This is a genomic window from Ruegeria sp. D4 (assembly GCF_056534475.1).
Genome location: NZ_JBQFPJ010000001.1, coordinates 736,453 through 752,838, shown reverse-complemented (window position 1 = coordinate 752,838; position 16,386 = coordinate 736,453). Strand labels below are relative to the sequence as shown.

The following is a 16,386-nucleotide window of genomic DNA, read 5'->3' as shown; positions in this document are numbered from 1 at the left end:
CCGGAAGCCTAACGCAAACCGGCGCGTTGTGCGGCCCGGTCGATGGCCGAGGCAACCTCGGGCGCGGCGACCACTTGCGGCATATGCCCGATTCCATCAAGCAGGATCAATTCCGCAGCGGGGATCTGTTGGGTCAGCGGTTCCGCGTGCCAGTCGGTTTCAACCGTCGTGTCAGCCGTGCCATGTACGATCTCGGTTGGCACGGAAATCTCTCCGTACCGTGGTTGCAGCTCAGTGATCTCGTTCAGCAGGTTGGCGCGTTGCCGTGCATTGGCATGCATTGAATCGGGTCGCATCGTCAGCCCGGGGCCGAAATGCGCGGCGTAGCCTTCCGGGGCTTTCTGCGGCGCGAACACTTCATCCAATGCGCGTTCGACAAACCAGTCCGGCGTGTATGCGGACACGAACGGCAATGCCGCAAGGCGCCCCGTCGTGGTCGAGGCGAGCCGATTGAAACCATCCAGTGGTGTTTCCCAAGGGATGGCTGCCGGCGCGATCAAAACCAGCGCCGAAATGTTCTCGGGCCGGGTCACGGCCCATGCCAATGCAACGGAACCACCATAGCTTTGCCCGGCGACAATGGGTTTCTCGGCCCCAAGCTGGGCGGCCGCACGTTGCAGGATTTCGGCTTGCTCCGTGATGGTTTCGCCATTCGGGTTAAAGCTTTGGCTGTATCCGAGGCCGGGCCGGTCAAACACGATGACGCGAAAGCTTTGTGCCAGGATCGGAGCCAGCGCAACCGTCATGTCCCGCGTGTTTCCGCTGGAGCCGTGGATCAACACCACATCCGGTCCTTGGCCCATGACCACCGCGTGAACCGCAATGCCGTCAACGGTCAGGATTTCCCCTTCGGGCGGAAAAGCGGCCTCTGCGCTTTCCTGATATCGCGCGGCTCGCCACAGGGTGAAGGCCCAGAACAGGGCGAGGGCAGTCAGGAGGATGACGGCAACACGCATCGACCCGCGTCAGGCCCGCAGGTCGGTCATTTCCATACCGATCCGAGTGATATCATAGGGGGTGGTTTCGTAGATTTCGCTGATCCAGTTACCATAAAGCAGATGCGCATGGCTTCGCCAACGGTTCTGCGGTGTCCTTGTTGGATCGTCATCGGGATAGTAGTTCAGCGGGACATTGATCGGCATGCCGTTGGCGACGTCGCGATCGTATTCCTGTTTCAGCGTGTCGCTGTCATACTCGAAATGGTTGAAGATATAGATCGCGCGGTGGGCCTTGTCCTCGACCAGACAAGGCCCGACTTCATCGCTGCCCAGCAAGGTGATCAATCCGGGTGCTGCGTCTATCTCAGCCTGTTTCATCTCGGTCCAACGGCTGACAGGGATCACGCAATCGTCTGAAAACCCGCGCAGAAAGGGCGAGGATGGTTTCAGATTGCGATGACGGAAGCAGCCAAATGCCTTCGCGCCCAGCATGTGTTTCCTGACGCCATGAAAATGGTTGATCATGGCCATTCCGCCCCAGCACACTCCGAAAGTGGAATGCACGTTGGTTTGTGTCCACTGGAAGACTTCACTGATCTCGTCCCAATAGGTGACGTCGTTGAAATCCAGATGTTCAATCGGCGCGCCGGTTATGATCAGACCGTCGAATTTCTCGTCCTTCACCTCCTGAAAAGGGCGATAGAACTCCTGCATATGCTCGGCGGCGGTGTTCTTGGTCTGGTGCTCGGTCATGCGGATCAGCGACAGATCGATCTGCAAAGGCGTTGCGCCGATCAGGCGGGCGAACTGGTTTTCGGTCTGAATCTTCTTCGGCATCAGGTTCAGCAACCCGATGCGTAATGGCCGGATGTCCTGCCGCATTGCCTGATCCTCGGCCATGACCATGACGCCCTCGTTGCTGAGGACGTCAAATGCGGGAAGGTCAGATGGGATCTTGATTGGCATACTGGTCAAGCCTTTGCGGGAACAAGGTAAGTTTGAAAACTATGTTCGGTTGCGGCGGGTCTCAAGTGTGCGTTCGATCAACTCGTCGAAATCTCCGGCGTCCCGGACCGACGCAATCTCACGCGCGGGAATAGTGACGCCCCAATTGTCGGCCATTGCCTGGTAACGCGGCTGGCGGTGCGCCAGAGCCTGCGCATAGGTCCACCTGATGAAGGCATCGGGGTCGACCTCGGTCGGGGCGCAGTCATTCAGGGTCAGGTATTCGTCCCATACGCGGGTCAGAAACTCCGGCTGATAGGACATTGGCTTTGGGGCTTTGTCAAAGCGGCGGATCAGTTCGGAGGTGTGGTTTTCGTCGCCCTTGATCCAGATCATCAGTGTCTGGCCGGACAGTTCTGACAAGACCTGATCTCTGGGATCGCTTGGGTCGACCCACTCGCAGATCGATCCGCCCGTGTCACAGATGAAGTGCGGGTATTTATAAAGCCGCTGAGCCCGGTCGACAAAATACTCGGTATCCAGCAAAGCGTGGATTTCTGCCAGCCGGAACTGTTCTTGCCTGCGGCGATATTCCTGCAGTTCCATTCCACCCAATTCCGGGTCGCCCGGTTTGCCCAGGTATGTCGCGACGGGCTTGAGGTTCTCGAATGAGATGTTCGACCCGATATAGATCGAGTCCGACAGCAGCAGGTCGCGCAGAAAGGGCACCTTCATCGCCTGCGCCTTGGCGTTGTCGGTAATGTACTCACCCATGTAACGGGTCCCGATCCGGTAATCGATCGAGTAGTGAAACCAATCCCCCGAGTCACGCAAAACGTTCGATACGTAAGTCTTGCCCAAGCCCGACATGCCGAAGAACAAAACCTTTTTCCGCGCAGCCTCGCGCCAGTCTTTCGCTGATTTGTAGATCATGACCCGCCGTTCCTTTTGGAACCTAGCTAAATCGGGCAGCGAGCGGCGTCAATCTCGCGGACCCGAGCGGTTGAGGATCAGCAGGCCCAGTGCCAGCACAGCAAATCCCGCAAACGCATTGGGCTGCAGCGTTTCGCCACGAATAACTGCCCCCAGCACGATGGCGACGGGTGGAATTATCAATGTCACCAGCATCAGGTTTCCACTGCCTGCCATCGCCAGAATCCGGTAATACAGCAGATAGGCCCCGGCAGTAGCAATCAATGCGTAATACCCGATTGCCACCCATGCGGAAACGGGCAGGTCAAGCGTCGGGACACCATCCAGAAACAGAGCGAACGGCAGTATCAATATCGTCGACGCCGTCAGCATTCCAGCCGCAGCGACTTGTGGCGGCAGGTCGGACAGGGTTGCCCTGGCCCATGCCCCGGCCAGAGCGTAGGAGACTGTTCCCGCGACAATCGCGATCTGTGCCGTGCTTTGCAGTGAGAAGCTTGTGAAATTTTGAAGTCCAATGGCGATAGTGACGCCTGCAAAGCCAAGCGCAACACCGACGATACGAGCTGGCGTCAAACGTTCGTCGTTGAAGCATAGTGCCGCCACGATCACGCCGAAAATGGCGGTTGCGGCATTCAATATCGACGTCAAACCGGATGTCACATAAAGCTGCCCCCATGCCATCAGCGAAAACGGAATGGCATTGTTCAGCAGACCCATGATCAGAAACGCCCCCCAGACGCGTGGGTTACGGGGAACAGGAAGCCGTTGAAACCAAACCACAGCCCAAAGCACCAGCATTGCCCAGAACACCCGATGCAGAACCGAAGTCACGAAAGGCACCGAGTCCAGCGCGATACGAATGGCAACGAAGGATGCGCCCCAAATCAGGCCCAACAGACAAAGTTCGGACCAGGCGCGGGCGGAGAAGTGTTTTTGAGAAGTCATGGTTTGTGTTCGCACGTCCGGACGTGCACGACGACCCGGATCCTGCGAAAAAAAAGACCCCGCACGTCATGCGGGGTCAATTCCGTGTCTTGGCGATCAGTCCAGAGCGTATGTGATCTGGAAGCCCACGCTCCACGCACTGTTGCCTGAGAAGTCTGCCCGTGCCAACGGTCCCGCGCCGTCTGCCGTCGCATCGCCGATATCGGTGTAGCGAACGCCGCCCGAGATCTTGGCCTTTTCAAGCGAGTACGTTCCGCCCAGGCCAATGCTCCAGAACCCGTCGGTCGGCCCCAGGTTGGAAACCGGATTGCCTGACGAGGATTCGTAGCCCAGTGTCACAGCTCCCGAGAATTCTTCCGAGAACTGATATCCCAGACCAAGAGAGTAGGTGAACGTGGCTTCGTCGTAATCGACCAGGTTCGAGGTCGGCGGATAGTTTGGCGGATTATATACCAGCTGAGGCCAGTCGACCCAGCGAATCGAGCCAAACAGAAGGGTCTTAGGCGCCACACCGGTCTGGAAGTCCAGGTTTACGGACTGCGGTGTTTCAATCTCGCTCGACGTGTCGAATGTTGCCACGGTTCCCGGTGTGATCGGGGGGCGCGGTGGAGGGTTCAGCGATTCCGTCTGCGACCAGTCATGGCTGATTTTCGAGTTGTAGGTCAGTGCTACGCGTGCCGCGATCTCGGGTTTCTCCCACGCCACACCAACCACATAGCCAAACGCGATATCGGCATCGGTATCCACTTGATATCCGGCGGCGAGCGGAACGGTAACGGATGCCTCAACACGTTGAGCGCGAATACCACCGATGGCGCTGAAGCCACCGTCGAACTTGTAGCGCAGCAGCGCCGTGATTGCGTCGGTATCAGCCGTTGCTTCCAGAACACCGGAGCGGCCGCCCGGAATTGGGTTCAATGACAACGGGTAATTGTTTGCGTATGAAATGTCCGCCCCGAACGGCTGATCGTACATGACCGCAAAATCAAGCTTGTCGGTCAGTGACGTTTTGAAGCCGAGGTGGGGTGTGAAGAAACTGTTGGCCACATCGCCTGAATCAACGGGCTGGCCCAGGGTGGCAGGATTCAAGCTGGGCATGGTGCCGCTGACGCTTGGGTCGGTATACCCCAAACGGAATTGGGCAACCGTACCTTTTTCGAAAATAAGGTTGATACCCTGTCCGCTTCGGTCCAGCCCCCCAGCCTGCGCGGCTGATGCACCGGCACATATCATGCACGCCTGTAGTAGCGCTCTCTTCATGTATTCCTCCCTGTTTGCCTCATAACGGTCGCTCTGCTTGGGTTGAGTGAATGGCAGAGTGAGCCCCGGTAGTAAGATTTGCGGATACTCGCTTTTCGTTTGTTTTAACGTCAATCGGTGACGGTGCGTTACTGGCTGCGACTATCCTGACTGACTGTTGCCGAACTGTTACGATTCTCGGACCAGACATTCAGAAATATCCCCGAAAAGATTACAGCCGCCCCCACAAGCGTCCAATTATCCAACGGTTCGGAGTAGAGCACCATGCCGACGATGGCGATGGTCGGCAGCCTGGCAAAGTCAAACGGGATGACCACGGTGGCAGGTGCAATCGCCAGCGCGTTGGTGATGCAGAAATGCGCCAGCAAGCCGGCTATGCCTACCAGCACCAAATAGGGCGCGGTCTGTACGCTTGGCAGCCCGATCTCGCCATCAAGACCAGCGGCAGCAAAACCCAGTACGCCTTGCATCGCGGTGAGCCAGAAAACAATGCAGCCGATCTGTGCGGTCTGTGTGAGTTTCTTGGTGGTAATCGTTGTAAACGCAAAGAAAACAGCAGACGCGGCGGCCATAACAAGACCCGGGCTAAGCGGGGCGGCACCGGGACGCGTGACAAGCAGGATTCCGGCAAATCCTATCAAAGCGGACAGCATTTTCAACGCGGTCAGACGCTCGCGCAGCAGCAGTGGGGAAAGCAGGATAACCCAGATCGGCTGGGTGAATTCCAATGCAAAGACCTGCGCCAGCGGAATAACACCAACCGCGTAGAACCACAGATTCTGACCCGTGAAATGCAGCGTATTTCGCAGGGCGTGAAGCCCAAGTCGTTGGGCAGTAACCTGATGCCAATTGGCTGTCAGGGTCAGTACGGTTGCAACGATCGCAAAGCCCACGATGCTGCGATACATCATGATTTCGAAGGTGTCGTGAAACAGGCTTAGTTCGCGCCCGGCGACAGCCATTGACGAAAAGGATGCAATCGCACCCGTCATCCATAGGGCAGCTTTGCCCGTCTGAGTTTTGGTCCCGTTCACGTCAAGTCCATGATGTTAGTGGATCATGCGATTGAAAAGGAACAATAAATTCAAAGGGAAATAAACAGAAAAGCCGGGGTGGACCCGGCTTTTTGTCATTCCCATTCGATTGTACCCGGCGGCTTGGATGTTATGTCATAAGTGCAGCGGTTGATGCCTTTGACTTCGTTTATGATCCGAGTGGCCGTTTCGCCAAGGAATTCATGGCTGAACGGATAGTAATCCGCTGTCATTCCATCCACTGACGTTACGGCACGAAGCGCACAGGCATAATCGTAGGTGCGTCCGTCGCCCATCACACCGACCGTGCGAACGGGAAGAATCGCCACAAATGCCTGCCAGATGTCGTCATACAGCCCGTGTTTGCGAATCTGGTCGATGTAAACTGCGTCGGCTTCGCGCAGAATCGCCAGCTTTTCGCGGGTGATTTCGCCGGGGCACCGAATCGCAAGACCGGGGCCGGGGAAGGGGTGGCGACCGATGAAACTCTGCGGCAGGCCCAGTTCCCGGCCCAGCGCGCGGACCTCGTCCTTGAACAGTTCGCGCAGGGGTTCGACCAGCTTCAGGCCCATCTTTTCTGGCAACCCGCCGACATTGTGGTGCGATTTGATGGTCACCGATGGGCCGCCCGAGAAAGACACCGATTCAATTACGTCGGGATACAGCGTCCCCTGAGCCAGAAACTCGGCCCCATCAATGGTGTCGGCGTGTTTCTGGAACACATCGATGAACAGCTTACCGATGATCTTGCGTTTGGTTTCCGGATCGCTCTGGCCTTCGAGCTCGCCCAGGAACAACTCGCTCTCATCTGCATGAATCAGCTGGATGTTGTAGTTGTCTCGGAACATGCCGACGACTTCTTCAGCCTCGTTCTTGCGCAGCAGACCGTGATCGACAAAGACGCAGGTCAGCTGATCGCCGATCGCTTCGTGAATCAGGATTGCGGCTACAGAGCTGTCTACACCGCCGGACAGGCCGCAGATGACTTTTTTGTTGCCGACCTGCTCGCGAATCTTTTCGATCATTTGCTCGCGGTAGGCGCCCATGGTCCAGTCACCGCTGAAACCTGCCAGTTTCACGAAATTCTCGTACAGCTTCGCGCCCTTGGGGGTGTGGTGCACCTCGGGGTGGAACTGCACAGCATAGAAATGGCGATCGGTGTCGGCAGTGATCGCAAATGGCGCGTTGGGCGAGGTGCCGAACACCTCAAAGCCGGGGGCGATTTCGCTGACATGGTCTCCATGGCTCATCCAGACCTGCTCGTCACCGTCGGCAAACCATTCATTCAGGATATCCAACTGCCCTTTGGGGGTGACAAAGGCGCGCCCGAATTCCGCTGTGCCGTGCCCGCTTTCGACTTTGCCGCCCAGTTGGTGCATCATCACCTGCTGGCCGTAACAGATGCCAAGGATCGGAACACCGTAGTTAAAGATCTCTTGCGGCGCGCGCGGAGAACCTTCCCGCGTCACACTGTCAGGACCGCCCGAGAAGATTACGGCCCGGGGGGCCATTTCCCGAACAAACTCCATCGTGACATTCTGATAGGGGTGAATTTCGCAATAGACATTCAGTTCGCGCAGGCGACGAGCGATCAGCTGCGTAACCTGGCTACCAAAGTCGATGATCAGAAGGCGGTCATGGGATGTATCACTCATGTCCGCGCCATAGGCCAAGCACGGGAATTTCGCAAGTGTAAGGTCATCGTCGTCGTGCAGATCAGGTCGGAAGTGCAGGTTGCGATGCTGACGGGGGATGCTTGCCACCTTGGGCTGACGCTGCTGGTCTATCAGCTTTGGCAGGCGGGCGAGGCAGGGATTCTAAAATCGCGGGGGTGAAACGCGCACTTTGGCCTCTTCATCTCTATCTCATAATTCCTTTCGAGCGGTTCGATTTACCGAAAGCTGACGTTGATCCGGGGCACAAACTATGTCGCTTTTATGTTCCAATGGCCGTTATCTTCCAATGTTCCGAACAGTTGTCACGATAAATAGGAACACAATCTGAAATTACCTGAGTATGGGGAAAGCAAATGGCTGAAGCATCAGCACGTCGCCGGAGTCGCGGTGGGGGCGGAGCCGCCCGCCGGGCAGAGCGCACTGCGGTTCGGATCGAAACCGCCAAGTACATTGAGCGCAATATTCCCAACTTCGAGATTCTCAACGAAGAAGCGTTGGAAATCATCGAGACCAACGCCGAGACCATTCTGGAAGAGGTCGGCGTTAACTTCGTCGACAATCCCGCCGCTCTGGAACGCTGGAAAGAGGCCGGTGCGGATGTCGATGGAGAGCGTGTGCGCATCCCGCGCGGACTGGCCCGCCAACTGATCAAGACAGCGCCCAGCCAGTTCACGCAACACGCGCGCGATCCGGGAAAATCGGTTGTCATCGGCGGCCGAAATATGGTTCTTGCCCCGGTCTATGGCCCGCCGTTTGTGCGTGACGCACAGGGCGGCCGCCGCTACGCGACCATGGATGACTTCAACAAGTTCGTGAAGCTGGCGTATATGTCCAAGTGGCTGCACCATTCGGGCGGCACCGTGTGCGAGCCGACCGACATTCCGGTCAACAAACGCCATCTGGATATGCTGATGGCGCACATGACCCTGTCGGACAAGCCGTTCATGGGATCGGTCACTGATCCCAGCCGCGCGCAGGATTCGGTAGAAATGTGTGAAATCCTGTTCGGCAAAGAGTTCGTTCAGGAAAACACGGTCATGACCTCGCTGACCAACATCAACTCGCCGATGACCTTTGACGATGTGATGATGGGGTCGCTTGAGGTTTATGCGAAGAACAACCAGGCCTGCATCATCTCGCCCTTCATCGTAGGCGGCGCGATGGCGCCGGTTTCGGTAGCCGGCACACTGACTCAGGTTCTGGCCGAGGTTCTGGCAGGCGTTGCCTACAGCCAGATCATCCGCCCGGGTGCACCTGCGATCTTCGGCGCGTTCGTTACTTCAATCGACATGAACTCGGGTGCACCAACCTTTGGTACGCCGGAGGCCGCGCATATCACCTATGGTGCCGGTCAGCTGGCGCGGCGGCTTAACTTGCCCTACCGCTCGGCCGGCTCATTCTGCGGCTCGAAACTGCCGGATGCGCAGGCGGCTTATGAGACGTCGAATTCGCTGAACATGGGGCTGATGGCCGGTGTGAACTTCATGCTGCATTCCTGTGGCTGGCTCGAAGGCGGTCTGGTTGCCGACTTTGAAAAATTTGTCATGGACGCTGACCAGTTGGGTGTTCTTCACCACCTGGCCAAAGGCGTGGCTTATGACGAAAACGCGCAAGCCATGGAAGCCATCCGTGAAGTTGGACCCGGCGGTCACTATCTGGGCTGTGCCCACACACAGGCGAACTTCAAAGAAGCGTTCTGGAAGTCTGACCTGCTGGATTACAAGCCCTACGAGACCTGGGAAGACGAAGGTGGGCGCGACACGAGGCAACTGGCCTCGGCTCGGGTCGAACACCTGCTGGCCAATTACCAGCAGCCGCAACTCGATCCCGCAATCAACGAAGCGCTGAATGCGTATGTGGCGGAAAAGAAAGCCTCGATGCCGGACGCCTTCACCTGATAGATTACTGAAACTGCGAGGCGCGGCTGGCCTGATACAGCTGCGCCTCGCCTGAAATCGCAATCAGCAGATCCAGATGCCGCACCAGTGAATAGGCGGCGTCATCGCTCTGTCGTTGCGCCTCTACTTCCTTCTCCATATCCATCAATCGCACAAGGGCCGAACCGGTTCCGGGTAGTGATCCGTATCCCAGAATACGTTGCAAATGCCGGTCACGGTTGTACTCCTGCGCCCCGAACTTGGCCGCGCGAGTCAACAGGCGTGGGCGGCGTAGCGTCGTGATCATTGTCATCAGGTCCTGCATTCTCGGGCTCCGTAACTTTTGATTTTGCGAGGCCAGTTGTTGCACAATCTAAGCGCGTGTTGCCTTGTTTATATTCGCGCCAAACGCTGCTTTCATGAGTGTTTATCAATTTGAATCAAATCTGGTTTTCGCCTTCAGGGGTTAACGAACGAGTAACGAAAGAAACCCTAGTTAGAATTGGTTAACTCATACTCCGAGGGCGATCTTAGACAGAATTTCTTGTCGGCGAGGACAAATGACTATGGAAAACAACATGGCTTTCACTGTTCCGGCATGGGTGCCGGAAGGCGCGCAACGTTATCTGGATCACACGGAAACCGGCCGGTCGATCCGAGAAATTGCGCGAACAGCAGGGTGCCATGCTTCGACGATTCTAAGGCAGATCAGACGGATCGAGACGCGCCGGGATGACCCCCTTGTGGACGCGGCGCTCCAGTCTCTGGCCGAGACACATTTCTCTGAATCCAAAGTCAGCGGCGGTTTCAGTTCCGATGTTTCAGACGGGACGCCCGAGGGGTTGGCCGCCGCCCGGGATGAGGAGTTCACTCGCGAAGCTCTCAGGGTTTTGCGCAGGCTTTGCGAAACCGGAGCGGTACTGGCGGTCGCCGAAGAAATGGACAAGGCCGTCGTTGTTCGCGATACCGGCAACAGCGCTGCCACCCGGACCGCAGTAGTTGATTGCCGGATCGCCCAGGCGCTTGCGCTGAAGGACTGGATCAACTGCGACAACCCGGGTCGGATTTCACGGTACCGAATTACGGCGCAAGGACGGGCGGCTCTGACCCGTCTGATTGCCCAAGCCGAAAACAAGGCTCGCGCCGGGAATGATCTTGGCATGGCCGAAGCGCAGGCGTCGTTTCAGGCGCACTCGGCTTCGGGCAACACGACTGCATCTCAGCCCGAGCGCGCCCGGCGAATCCGGTATAGCGCCACTGAAAGCCCGTTGATCGCGCTGGCCCGCAGGCGCGATCGGGACGGCAAGCTTTTCCTGGACGAAACACTGGTCGCCGCAGGTGAGCGTCTGCGCGAGGACTTCGAACTTGCCCAGATCGGACCAAAGGTGGCGCAGAACTGGGACCTGTATCTGACAGGCGGTGGACGTGGTTCTTTCGGCAACAGCCCCCATGTTGGAAACGGATCGTCGGATGCATGAGATCGCGTCGCGCGGGCGCTGTCGGACCTAGGGCCGGGCTTGAGCGATGTGGCGTTGCGGTGCTGTTGTTACCTTGAAGGGTTGGAATTGGCCGAAAAACGTATGGGATGGTCTGCCCGGTCAGGAAAGATCGTTCTGCGCATCGCGCTGCAACGTCTCAAACGCCACTATGAAACGCAGACCGGGCTCAATCGCATGATCGGATGAGCGGCCCCCTTGGCGATATGAGAGTCTTGCGTTGGTTGGGGTAAGTGATAGTCAATGATTATGAACTTCACCCTCCGGCAGTTGCAGTATTTCAGGGCTGTTGCAGAACAGCGGAACTTTGGGCGTGCGGCACAAATTTGTCATGTGTCGCAGCCGGCTTTGTCCGTGCAGATCAAAACGCTTGAGGAAACACTGGGCGGTACATTGTTCGAACGTCAGGCCCGGGACATCCTGCTGACCCCGCTGGGTCGGGACGTTCTTGAACACGCCCGTCAGGTGCTTGGCGCTGCGGACAGGCTGGATCAGTTTGCAAGGGATCACTCGGGCGGGCACCGGTCCCTGTCGATCGGCATCATTCCGACTATCGCACCGTATCTGTTGCCCGGAGTTCTGGCTGGTCTGAGATCAGCAGACGTGTCGTTGCGCGTTCAGATTCGCGAAGCCCGAACCGAACGCTTGCTGAACATGTTGCGGGGCGGTGAAATTGACGCTGGGCTGATGGCGCTTCCGTCGGGCGGTAGCGAATTGTTTGAACTGCCCTTGTTCGAGGACAGGTTTCTGCTGGCAGGCAGCGCGGCCCGCGTACAGAGACTGGCGGATAATCCGGAAACCCTGCGACCTGTCGATCTGCAGACTGCGCAACTGATGCTGTTGGAAGACGGCCATTGTCTGACGGATCAGGCGCTGGACGTGTGTGGGCAGGACAGAAGCAGCGGTTTGATCAATATGGGCGCGTCTTCTCTGGCGACCCTGTCGCGACTGGTGGCCGAGGGATTTGGCCTGACTTTGATGCCCGAACTGGCCGCCCGTTCTGAAACCGAGGCCGTGCCGGGGCTACAACTCATGCGGTTCGGGGCACCACAACCGGCACGGACCGTGGGATTGGTACGTCGAAAATCCACAACCGGAGAGGACTGGTTCGACAAACTGGCCGGTGTAATCAGACAGGTCGGCGAAGAGATCGTGACCGCGACCCGCGAATAAGAAAAAGGCCCGACTTGGGCGGGCCTTTTCAACTTTCGGACTTAGGCCAGTGCGGGCTCTTTCGCCTCGCTCAGATGCGCCATCAGGGTCTCGGGCGACGAAACGCCATAGGGGTCCTCGGGGCAGTTATCCATCAGGCCGGGCTCTTCGAACCACGCTTCGACCACACCGTTATTGACGATGGCTGCATAGCGCCACGAACGCATGCCAAAGCCCAGATTGTCCTTGTCGACCAGCATTCCCATTTTGCGGGTGAACTCACCCGAACCGTCCGGGATGACCTTGACGTTTTTCAGGCCCTGATCCTGTGCCCATTTATTCATGACAAAGCTGTCATTGACAGACATGCAGTAAATCTCGTCGATACCTTGGGCGGCGAAGTCGGCATGGCCGTTTTCGAATCCGGGCAATTGATAGGTCGAACATGTGGGCGTAAATGCACCCGGAAGCGAAAACAGGATGACGCGCTTGCCGGCAAAATAGTCAGCCGTGGTTTTGTCTTCCCAGCGGAACGGGTTTGGTCCCCCGATGGCTTCGTCGCGAACGCGGGTGTGGAAGGTGACGTCAGGGAGTTTTGCACCGGTTTTCATAGTCGTATTCCTGTGATTCAAGTCTGATTGAGGTGTGATCTAAAACAGTTCTAAATCGCAATCAATGACCGTTATTCTGCATTTGCACGGTTGGCGGATGCCATCGGAAGCCACTGGAATTGAAAGTTTTAGCATTAATCGGCTGAGAGGATGCTGCGCCTGCATCAATCGGCAGCATGGCGGCTATGCACCTGTGGTGTAGATCGGCTATGCGGACTATGTTAGGGAAAGAAAATTGACCCAAAGTCAGGATACCGAGCCGTGCGTGATCTGAAGATTCCCGAACAACGCCACCCTGAAAAAGCGCATCGCCCCGACAACGCTCAGCCGAAAAAGCCAAGCTGGATTCGGGTGAAGGCGCCTGGTGGCAAAGGATACGCCGACACCAGGCGGATCATGCGGGACAACAACCTTGTAACGGTGTGTGAAGAAGCCGGTTGTCCCAATGTCGGCGAATGCTGGAGCCAGGGCCACGCCACCATGATGATCATGGGTGACATCTGCACGCGCGGATGCACCTTCTGCAACATCGCGACCGGACGGCCGGATACTCTGGATGTGTTCGAACCGGGGCGCGTTGCACATGCAGTCGAGAAGTTGGGACTGAACCACGTTGTCATCACCTCGGTCGATCGTGATGATCTTGAAGATGGCGGGGCGGATCACTTCGCCCAGACCATTAGGGCTGTGCGCCATCGTTCGCCCAAAACGACGATCGAGATTCTGACACCAGATTTTCTGAAATGCGATCCGGCAGTTCTGGAAGTTGTTGTCGAGGCCAAGCCAGATGTATTCAACCACAATCTGGAAACGGTCCCGGGTCTTTATCCCGAAGTGCGTCCTGGTGCCCGTTACTTCCATTCGTTGCGTCTGCTGCAACGGGTCAAGGAACTGGATCCCTCGATCTTCACCAAATCGGGCATCATGGTCGGGTTGGGAGAGGACGAGCAGCAAGTACGGCAGGTCATGGATGACATGCGTGCTGCCGACATCGACTTTCTGACCATCGGTCAATACCTGCAACCGACGCCCAAACACCATGGTGTGGACCGGTTTGTCACTCCCGAAGAATTCGCTTCGTACGAAAAGGCGGCCTACGGCAAAGGGTTCCTTATGGTTTCGGCCACTCCGCTGACGCGGTCTTCGTACCACGCTGGGGATGACTTCGCTCGGCTGCGCGCCGCGCGCCAAAAGAAGCTGGAGCAAGGGTGAAACCTGAAACCCTGTCGCGCCTGACCGCGCTGCGACACGAATTGCATCAATTTCCGGAACTGTCCGGTGAAGAACAAAAAACAGCCGCTCGGGTTGCCGACCTGCTGCGGTCTCTTGGTGCGGGTCGTGTTCTGACTGATATCGGCGGCCATGGCGTAGCAGCAGTATATGACAGCGGCCATCCGGGGCCCTGTGTTGCCATCAGGTGCGAACTGGACGGGCTTCCTATTCAGGAGCTTTCGAGCGCGCCCTACGTTTCGCGGGTCGCGGGCAAAGGTCATTTGTGCGGGCATGACGGCCATATGGCAATGGTGCTGGGCGTGGCCCAAGACCTCAGAGATAACCCGCCAAAATCCGGTCGTGTGGTTCTGATCTTTCAACCCGCGGAAGAGACGGGAAAGGGTGCCGCCGCTTATCGGGCCGATCCGAGGTTTTCTGAGTTTTCCCCGGATTATGTGTTTTCGCTGCACAATCTGCCCGGGCTTGACCTGGGTCATGTCGAAATCTGCCAGCGCGCGGCGAACTGCGCCTCGCGCGGTATGCGGGTGGTTCTGACGGGAAAAACCTCACATGCCGCCGCGCCCGAGGACGGGATTTCGCCGATCGGTGCGCTTGCTTGGTTGTTGCCGGAACTGGCCGGGTTGGGGACAGGCGGTCCGCTGACCGATGATTTTGCCCTGACAACCGTGACGCATGCCAGCTTGGGCGAGCAGACTTTTGGCGTCGCTCCTGGGCAGGCGGAAATCTGGGTGACCTTAAGAACCGTTTCGGATGGGCGGATGAAAAATCTGGTCGAAGAGGCCGAGACGCTGGTCGGACGAGCGGCAAACAAAGCAGGGCTGCAGGTCGAAATTACCTATGATGACATCTTCGAGGCGTGCACGAACGACACCGAGGCGGTCAAAATCCTTTCCGACGCCTGCGCGTCTCGGAATGTGGCCTACCAGATTACTTCCGAGCCGCAGAAATTTTCTGAGGATTTTGGGCAGTTCGGCAAAGCGGCGAAAACGGCGATGTTCTGGCTTGGGGCAGGGGCCGATCACCCGCAACTGCACAATCCCGACTACGATTTCCCGGATGCGCTGATCCCGGTTGGTGCCACGGTTTTTTCGGCTGCAATTCGCTCACTGGTTGGTTGATCGCTCAATTCACCAAATCGCTGACAATTCCCACAGCCTCAATGACGGTTTGTGTGTCGTCCGAGATCGACAAAATTTCGTCATCCACGCGGACGTATCTCTGACCGGGAGGTAACGGTTTCAACTTCCAGCCATCAAGGTCATCCAAGTAGTCGAATTGCAGATCTTTCGGTAGTTTTTGGCCTCGCGTGTAACGCTTTACCTGCCCGGGCGGAACAGCGACGCCATTATTGGATTTTATCGCCTTTTCGACTTTGGATTTGTCCGCACCTTTAGCTTTGCCTTTGTTATCTTTTGCATCCGCAAAACCAGTTGTCAGAGCGACTGTAAAGGCAGCCACAAGACCAATAGACGACACTTTCATCAGCAGAAACCTCCTTTGTTCTTCTAAGGGTAGTCTGCGGTTGAGCACATTGTCCATTGATATTCGGTTGCTTGAATTTATTGACTTTTCGTACAGTAGACATTTCAGGGGTTAGTCACGGACTACCTGACCAACAAGCCAAGCACACAATACGGCGATTGAAAGACCCTGAAATATTACGCCGAATACTAGCTTGTAGGCCCCACCTAAACTGCGCAGAACGCGGCGAGGGTCCGTACGGTCCTCGGTCAATTCTCGACAAAACGAACCTTGCCGATGAAAGGCAGGTTGCGGTTACGCTGTGCGTAGTCGATTCCGTATCCCACGACAAAATCATCCGGAATTTCGAACCCGATCCAGTCCGAGCGGAAGTCAACTTCGCGTCGGCTGGGCTTGTCCAGCAAAGCAATAGACTTCAGTCGTTTGGGTTTCCGGCTCAGCAGCAGGTGGGTGACATGGTTCAGGGTGTGGCCCGTGTCGACGATGTCTTCGACAACCAACACGTCCCGGCCTTCAATTGCGCCGCGCAAGTCTTTGAGAATGCGTACTTCCCGGCTGCTTTCCATCGAGTCTCCATACGAGGATGCCTCGAGAAAATCGACCTCAATCGGCAAGTCCAGTTCCCGCACCAGGTCGGCGATGAACACGAAGCTGCCGCGCAGCAAGCCAACAACGACAAGTTTGTCCGTACCGCCAAACTCATCGGTGATCTCGCGACAGAGCTCTTCGATCCGCGCGGCAATCGCCTTGGCCGAGATCATCTCATCTATCACATATGCGCGGTCGCTCATTGCTGCCCCCTTG

Annotated in this window: 16 protein-coding genes and 1 pseudogene; 6 read left to right on the top strand and 11 right to left on the bottom strand. The window is 57.0% G+C overall.

What is annotated here, in order from left to right:
* Nucleotides 1-8 precede the first annotated feature (8 nt).
* The 7 genes from ACR0MI_RS03775 to guaA form a co-directional block, all read right to left on the bottom strand.
* On the bottom strand, nucleotides 9-956 hold the full coding sequence (locus ACR0MI_RS03775) for an alpha/beta fold hydrolase (protein WP_170616720.1): 948 nt from the start codon (nucleotides 954-956) through the stop codon (nucleotides 9-11).
* Nucleotides 957-965: 9 nt separating this feature from the next.
* Entirely contained in the window at nucleotides 966-1,904 is a 939-nt protein-coding gene (metA, locus tag ACR0MI_RS03770; protein WP_170616722.1) for a homoserine O-acetyltransferase MetA, read from the bottom strand.
* A 39-nt stretch (nucleotides 1,905-1,943) separates the two neighbouring features.
* On the bottom strand, nucleotides 1,944-2,816 hold the full coding sequence (locus tag ACR0MI_RS03765; protein ID WP_170616724.1) for an ATPase: 873 nt from the start codon (nucleotides 2,814-2,816) through the stop codon (nucleotides 1,944-1,946).
* Nucleotides 2,817-2,864: 48 nt separating this feature from the next.
* Nucleotides 2,865-3,761 carry a DMT family transporter gene (locus ACR0MI_RS03760; protein WP_170616726.1) on the bottom strand — a complete coding sequence of 299 codons (897 nt, stop codon included), beginning with the start codon at nucleotides 3,759-3,761 and terminating at the stop codon, nucleotides 2,865-2,867.
* Between the two features lie 96 nt (nucleotides 3,762-3,857).
* Complete coding sequence (locus ACR0MI_RS03755; RefSeq protein WP_170616728.1) at nucleotides 3,858-5,021, bottom strand: outer membrane protein transport protein; 1,164 nt, start codon at nucleotides 5,019-5,021, stop codon at nucleotides 3,858-3,860.
* Nucleotides 5,022-5,149: 128 nt separating this feature from the next.
* A complete protein-coding gene (locus tag ACR0MI_RS03750) occupies nucleotides 5,150-6,055 on the bottom strand; it encodes a DMT family transporter (protein ID WP_480440225.1) in 906 nt (301 codons plus the stop codon).
* 95 nt (nucleotides 6,056-6,150) lie between these two features.
* Entirely contained in the window at nucleotides 6,151-7,710 is a 1,560-nt protein-coding gene (gene guaA, locus ACR0MI_RS03745) for a glutamine-hydrolyzing GMP synthase (protein ID WP_170616729.1), read from the bottom strand.
* Here guaA and ACR0MI_RS03740 point away from each other — a divergent pair.
* Nucleotides 7,693-7,890 (top strand): hypothetical protein, encoded by a 198-nt coding sequence (locus tag ACR0MI_RS03740; RefSeq protein ID WP_170616731.1) that lies wholly within the window; start codon nucleotides 7,693-7,695, stop codon nucleotides 7,888-7,890. The two genes, guaA and ACR0MI_RS03740, sit on opposite strands and share 18 nt — an antisense overlap.
* 194 nt (nucleotides 7,891-8,084) lie before the next feature.
* Nucleotides 8,085-9,629 (top strand): trimethylamine methyltransferase family protein, encoded by a 1,545-nt coding sequence (locus ACR0MI_RS03735; protein WP_170616733.1) that lies wholly within the window; start codon nucleotides 8,085-8,087, stop codon nucleotides 9,627-9,629.
* A 4-nt stretch (nucleotides 9,630-9,633) separates the two neighbouring features.
* Here the strand turns inward: ACR0MI_RS03735 and ACR0MI_RS03730 are convergent, their stop codons facing one another.
* Nucleotides 9,634-9,933 carry a DUF6477 family protein gene (locus ACR0MI_RS03730; protein ID WP_170619012.1) on the bottom strand — a complete coding sequence of 100 codons (300 nt, stop codon included), beginning with the start codon at nucleotides 9,931-9,933 and terminating at the stop codon, nucleotides 9,634-9,636.
* Nucleotides 9,934-10,174: 241 nt separating this feature from the next.
* Between ACR0MI_RS03730 and ACR0MI_RS03725 the strand changes: the two are divergent.
* Both ACR0MI_RS03725 and ACR0MI_RS03720 read left to right on the top strand, forming a co-directional pair.
* Nucleotides 10,175-11,293: pseudogene (locus ACR0MI_RS03725) on the top strand (DUF6456 domain-containing protein).
* 60 nt (nucleotides 11,294-11,353) lie between these two features.
* Nucleotides 11,354-12,277, top strand: coding sequence for a hydrogen peroxide-inducible genes activator (locus tag ACR0MI_RS03720; protein WP_170616737.1), 924 nt, complete (start codon nucleotides 11,354-11,356; stop codon nucleotides 12,275-12,277).
* 41 nt (nucleotides 12,278-12,318) lie between these two features.
* On the opposite strand, the gene ACR0MI_RS03715 is transcribed toward ACR0MI_RS03720, so the two are convergent.
* Nucleotides 12,319-12,867 (bottom strand): peroxiredoxin, encoded by a 549-nt coding sequence (locus tag ACR0MI_RS03715; RefSeq protein ID WP_170616739.1) that lies wholly within the window; start codon nucleotides 12,865-12,867, stop codon nucleotides 12,319-12,321.
* 261 nt (nucleotides 12,868-13,128) lie between these two features.
* Here ACR0MI_RS03715 and lipA point away from each other — a divergent pair, with 261 nt between their 5' ends.
* Nucleotides 13,129-14,079, top strand: a complete 951-nt coding sequence (gene lipA, locus ACR0MI_RS03710; RefSeq protein WP_170616741.1) for a lipoyl synthase — start codon at nucleotides 13,129-13,131, stop codon at nucleotides 14,077-14,079.
* On the top strand, nucleotides 14,076-15,218 hold the full coding sequence (locus ACR0MI_RS03705) for an amidohydrolase (RefSeq protein ID WP_170616743.1): 1,143 nt from the start codon (nucleotides 14,076-14,078) through the stop codon (nucleotides 15,216-15,218). The genes lipA and ACR0MI_RS03705 overlap by 4 nt, the downstream gene beginning before the upstream one ends.
* A 4-nt stretch (nucleotides 15,219-15,222) precedes the next feature.
* On the opposite strand, the gene ACR0MI_RS03700 is transcribed toward ACR0MI_RS03705, so the two are convergent.
* A complete protein-coding gene (locus tag ACR0MI_RS03700) occupies nucleotides 15,223-15,582 on the bottom strand; it encodes a hypothetical protein (RefSeq protein WP_170616745.1) in 360 nt (119 codons plus the stop codon).
* 248 nt (nucleotides 15,583-15,830) lie between these two features.
* The gene (hpt, locus tag ACR0MI_RS03695) at nucleotides 15,831-16,373 is read right to left on the bottom strand and encodes a hypoxanthine phosphoribosyltransferase (protein WP_480853645.1); all 543 of its coding nucleotides are present in this window, start codon (nucleotides 16,371-16,373) and stop codon (nucleotides 15,831-15,833) included.
* Between the last annotated feature and the right edge of the window lie 13 nt (nucleotides 16,374-16,386).